Raw genomic sequence first — 4,009 nt, 5'->3', positions numbered from 1 at the left:
ATTAACCATTTTTAAAGTTTTAATGTTTATATCTTTATAAACAGTTTTTTCTTCAGATTTTAGATTTTCTTTTGATAATTCATTGAATATATCTAAAGCCTTTCCTTCAAAAATATTAAAGATAAATTGAGGATCAATCTTATTGAGTTTATTTATAAGTATCAGAAGTTTTTTATTGTCGTATGAAAAAACAGATATATTTTTTGATGAATTGTTTTTATTGTTTTTAATTTTGTTTCTTAATAGATCTTCTATTACAACTGAACCTGTTTTTTCACTAAATCCAGGAAAGAAAAAGAAACTTTCCATTCCATCTGAAAAAGAAGGTAGTTTATGACAGTCTTCTGCAAACTTTTCAGCTGTAAGATATTCAAGATTTATAATCAAGGATTTTTTATGCTTAACTTTTTCAATCATGCATTGTGGAAGTCTGACAGAAAAAGCCTGTATTACTACTTCAGCTGCAAGGTAGGATTCATCATTATTATCAGGCCATTTTAAAATACTAAGAAGGCTATGATCCTTAGTTGTTGTTATTTTATTTATTGATTCAATATTATTACAAAAGATCCTTACTTTATTACTGTTAATAGCCAGATCTCTACCTAGTCTTAAACAGACTCCTGCATCACCGAAATTGTCTATAACATCGCAAATGATATCAATATTCATAATTCTTTATGTATATGCTTTTTTATTAAAAAAATGATAGCCGTCAATAAATCATGAGAATTAGTTTACAAAAATCTATGTCAAGTATCAAAAGCAAAAAAAGAGAAAATTTTAAACTTGAAAGCATGTATTCAATTAGCCATAATATAGGCAGAAATATAAAATATAACTTATTGATTTATATAGATTTATAATTAAATTATTAAATTTTAAACATATTTTCACGGACTTAAAATGATTAGATTTATCGTTAAAAGAGATGGACGTAAGGTATCCTTTAATGAGGATAAAATTGTAAATGCTATTACTAAAGCTTTGGTTTCTGTTCACCCTGATGATAAAACTCCAAGTCCTGTAGAAATTGAATTATCTGAGAAGCTGACAAGATCTGTTGTATCAGAGTTAGAAAAGCAGAATCTCTTAGAGCCTTCTGTTGAAAATACACAAGATATTATTGAAAAAGTTCTTATTAAAGAAGGTATGGTTTCTGAGGCAAAGAATTTCATTCTTTACAGACAGAACAGAACAAACGTAAGAACTTATAATACTGAATTAACTAAAATTTATCGTGATCTTACCTCAAAGAGCACTGCAGATATGGATTTAAAGCGTGAGAACGCTAATATCGATGCTAATGCTCCAATGGGACTAATGCTGAAATTTGGCTCTGAAGGTTCTAAAGATTATGTTCGCAGATATGTATTAAGACCAGAGCATGCAATTGCTCATCAGCGTGGTGATATTCATATCCATGATTTAGATTTCTATATGCTGACAATTAACTGCTGTCAGATTGGTTTAAAAGATTTATTTACAAGAGGTTTTAGTACCGGTCACGGTTTTTTAAGAGAGCCTCAGTCTATACAGTCAGCTGCTGCACTTTCATGTATTGCAATTCAGTCAAATCAGAATGACATGCATGGCGGTCAGTCTATTCCTCTATTTGAGTATGATTTAGCTCCATATGTTGCTAAGTCATATGCTAAGCATTTATCTAAAGTTATCTGCATTTGCTTACGAGACGATGAAATTGATGTTTCATCACTCGTTGAGTTCTGTCAGAAAATTTATGATGAAAATAATACATGTTTAGATGAAAAGACTCAGGGACTTATTCGAGAAAAAGTTAAATCAATTCTTGCTGCACACAATAATAACAGTGAAGATGATTTAAATTACATTATGAATGAAGCTATTAAGATGACTGAAAGAGAAACCTATCAGGCTATGGAAGCTTTAATTCATAATTTAAATTCAATGCAGTCAAGAGCTGGTGCTCAGGTACCATTCTCATCAATCAACTATGGTACAGGTACAATGCCAGAGCATCGTATGATCATGAAGAATGTTCTTCTTGCAACAGATGCAGGTTTAGGTGGTGGTGAGACTCCAATTTTCCCAGTACAGATTTTCAAAGTAAAAGATGGTATTAACACCAAAGAAGGCGATCCTAACTACGACTTATTCAAGTTAGCTTGCAAGGTATCTGCAAAGAGACTGTTCCCTAACTTCTCTTTCCTTGATGCTCCTTACAACATGAAATACTATAAGGAAGGTCATCCAGAAACTGAAGTTGCTCTGATGGGTTGCAGAACCAGAGTTGTATCTAATTATTATGATAAGACAAAGGAAGTTATTCCTGGTCGTGGTAACCTATCTTTTACAACTATCAATTTACCAAGACTTGCAATTGAAGCTCATGGTTCTATAAGCAAGTTCTTTGAAACATTAGACAAGACAATGTATATGTTATTCGATCAGTTAATGGATCGATTCAATGTAATTGCTAAGAAACAAGTATTAAATTATCCATTCTTAATGGGACAGGGTGTTTGGGTTGGTTCAGAGAATCTAAATCCTGAAGATACAATTGAAGACATCATTAAGAACGGCACTATGTCAATTGGTTTCATTGGTTTAGCTGAGTGCTTAGTTGCACTGATAGGCAAGCACCATGGTGAAAGTCAGGAAGCTTATGATTTAGGTTATAAGATCATTTCTCATATGAGAGAAATCACTGATAAACACACTGTTGATACAGGTCTGAACTTCTCATTATTCTCAACACCAGCTGAAGGTTTATCTGGTAGATTTGTAAAGATTGATAAGAAGATCTATGGTGTCATCCCAGGAGTTACTGACAGAGATTACTATACAAACAGCTTCCATGTTCCTGTTTATTATGAAACAACAGCAGCTCATAAGATTGATGTTGAAGGTCCATTCCATGCATTATGTAATGCAGGCTCAATTTCATATGTTGAAATGGATGGTGATTTAACTAAGAATCTTGATGCTTTTGAAAGCGTAATTCTCTATATGAAGGATAAAGGCGTAGGTTATGGTTCTATCAACCATCCAGTAGATCGTTGTCCTGTATGTAATTACGTTGGTGTTATCGGTGATACTTGTCCTCGTTGCGGTAGAAAGGATGGTGAGGGTGTAAGTATCGAGCGCTTAAAGAAGCTTGGTGTAGGTTGCATCTGTACAGGTTAATTAATAACTAACGAGTTAAAGATATTATCTTTAACGGAACTCAGCAAATATATAACAAACCTAAAGAGGGAAGTGAATATGCAAACTAGATTACATGCACGTAACGGTATTGTAGGTCAGGGTGTAAAATTTGAACGAATCAGAAGAGTTACCGGTTATTTAGTAGGTACTTTGGACCGTTTTAATAACGGTAAGAGAGCTGAAGAACATGATCGTGTAAAGCACATGAGCGTTTAATATATGGATTCAGTTTCCTTAAATTTATTAGACAATACAACAATAAGAATTGCCGGAGCTGTCAAGGAGTCAATTGTTGATGGTCCTGGTATTCGTTATGTTGTTTTTACTCAAGGATGTCCATTTCACTGTAAAGGTTGCCACAATGTACAGGCTCAGTCCTTAACAGGTGGAGTGGATGTTAAACTTAGAGTTCTGTATGATGAAATTAAGGAAAATCCTCTAGTTAAGGGTGTAACCTTTTCTGGAGGAGAACCTTTTATTCAGTCCACTCCTTTATCAGTTTTTGCTGATATTCTTAAATCTGAAGGTTATAACTTATGGAGTTATACTGGTTTTTTATATGAGAAACTATCTTCAGATCCTATCTATAAAAGATTGCTAGAAAAACTTGATGTCCTAGTTGACGGACCATTTGTACTGGCAAAAAAGTCTTTAGAACTTGATTTTAGAGGTTCATCTAACCAGAGAATAATTGATGTTCAGAAATCTCTAAAGAGTAATAAAGCAGTTTTAATGGAAGGTTTTAAATAAAATCTGATTAAAGATTGGATTTTATTCAATTAAAACCACGTTATTGATATATTCATTAACGTGGTTTAAA

4 protein-coding genes are annotated in these 4,009 nt (G+C 32.9%); 3 read left to right on the top strand and 1 reads right to left on the bottom strand.

All coding sequences use genetic code 11. The features are described from left to right. The coding region (gene earP / locus ACJML3_RS02175) for an elongation factor P maturation arginine rhamnosyltransferase EarP (protein WP_406020213.1) at nucleotides 1-672 on the bottom strand (672 nt) is incomplete at its 3' end. A 234-nt stretch (nucleotides 673-906) separates the two neighbouring features. Here earP and ACJML3_RS02170 point away from each other — a divergent pair. The 3 genes from ACJML3_RS02170 (at nucleotide 907) to nrdG (ending at nucleotide 3,939) form a co-directional block, all read left to right on the top strand. After that, nucleotides 907-3,168 carry an anaerobic ribonucleoside triphosphate reductase gene (locus tag ACJML3_RS02170; RefSeq protein WP_219937866.1) on the top strand — a complete coding sequence of 754 codons (2,262 nt, stop codon included), beginning with the start codon at nucleotides 907-909 and terminating at the stop codon, nucleotides 3,166-3,168. A gap of 78 nt (nucleotides 3,169-3,246) precedes the next feature. After that, nucleotides 3,247-3,405 carry an anaerobic ribonucleoside-triphosphate reductase gene (gene nrdD / locus ACJML3_RS02165; RefSeq protein ID WP_219937865.1) on the top strand — a complete coding sequence of 53 codons (159 nt, stop codon included), beginning with the start codon at nucleotides 3,247-3,249 and terminating at the stop codon, nucleotides 3,403-3,405. Between the two features lie 3 nt (nucleotides 3,406-3,408). Next, nucleotides 3,409-3,939: an anaerobic ribonucleoside-triphosphate reductase activating protein gene (gene nrdG, locus ACJML3_RS02160; protein ID WP_219937864.1), complete on the top strand. Its 531-nt coding sequence runs from the start codon at nucleotides 3,409-3,411 to the stop codon at nucleotides 3,937-3,939. Nucleotides 3,940-4,009: the final 70 nt, after the last annotated feature.

Source organism: Succinivibrio sp. (genome assembly GCF_045124615.1).
Classification (GTDB): Bacteria; Pseudomonadota; Gammaproteobacteria; order Enterobacterales; family Succinivibrionaceae; genus Succinivibrio; species Succinivibrio faecicola.
The sequence above is the reverse complement of the archived record's forward strand: the minus strand, read 5'-3'. Positions and strand labels throughout refer to the sequence as shown.

Excerpts from the sequence above, each read along its gene's own strand:
- ACJML3_RS02170 (WP_219937866.1), top strand. The coding sequence starts at position 907 with ATGATTAGATTTATCGTTAAAAGAGATGGACGTAAGGTATCCTTTAAT.
- nrdD (WP_219937865.1), top strand. The coding sequence starts at position 3,247 with ATGCAAACTAGATTACATGCACGTAACGGTATTGTAGGTCAGGGTGTA.
- nrdG (WP_219937864.1), top strand. The coding sequence starts at position 3,409 with ATGGATTCAGTTTCCTTAAATTTATTAGACAATACAACAATAAGAATT.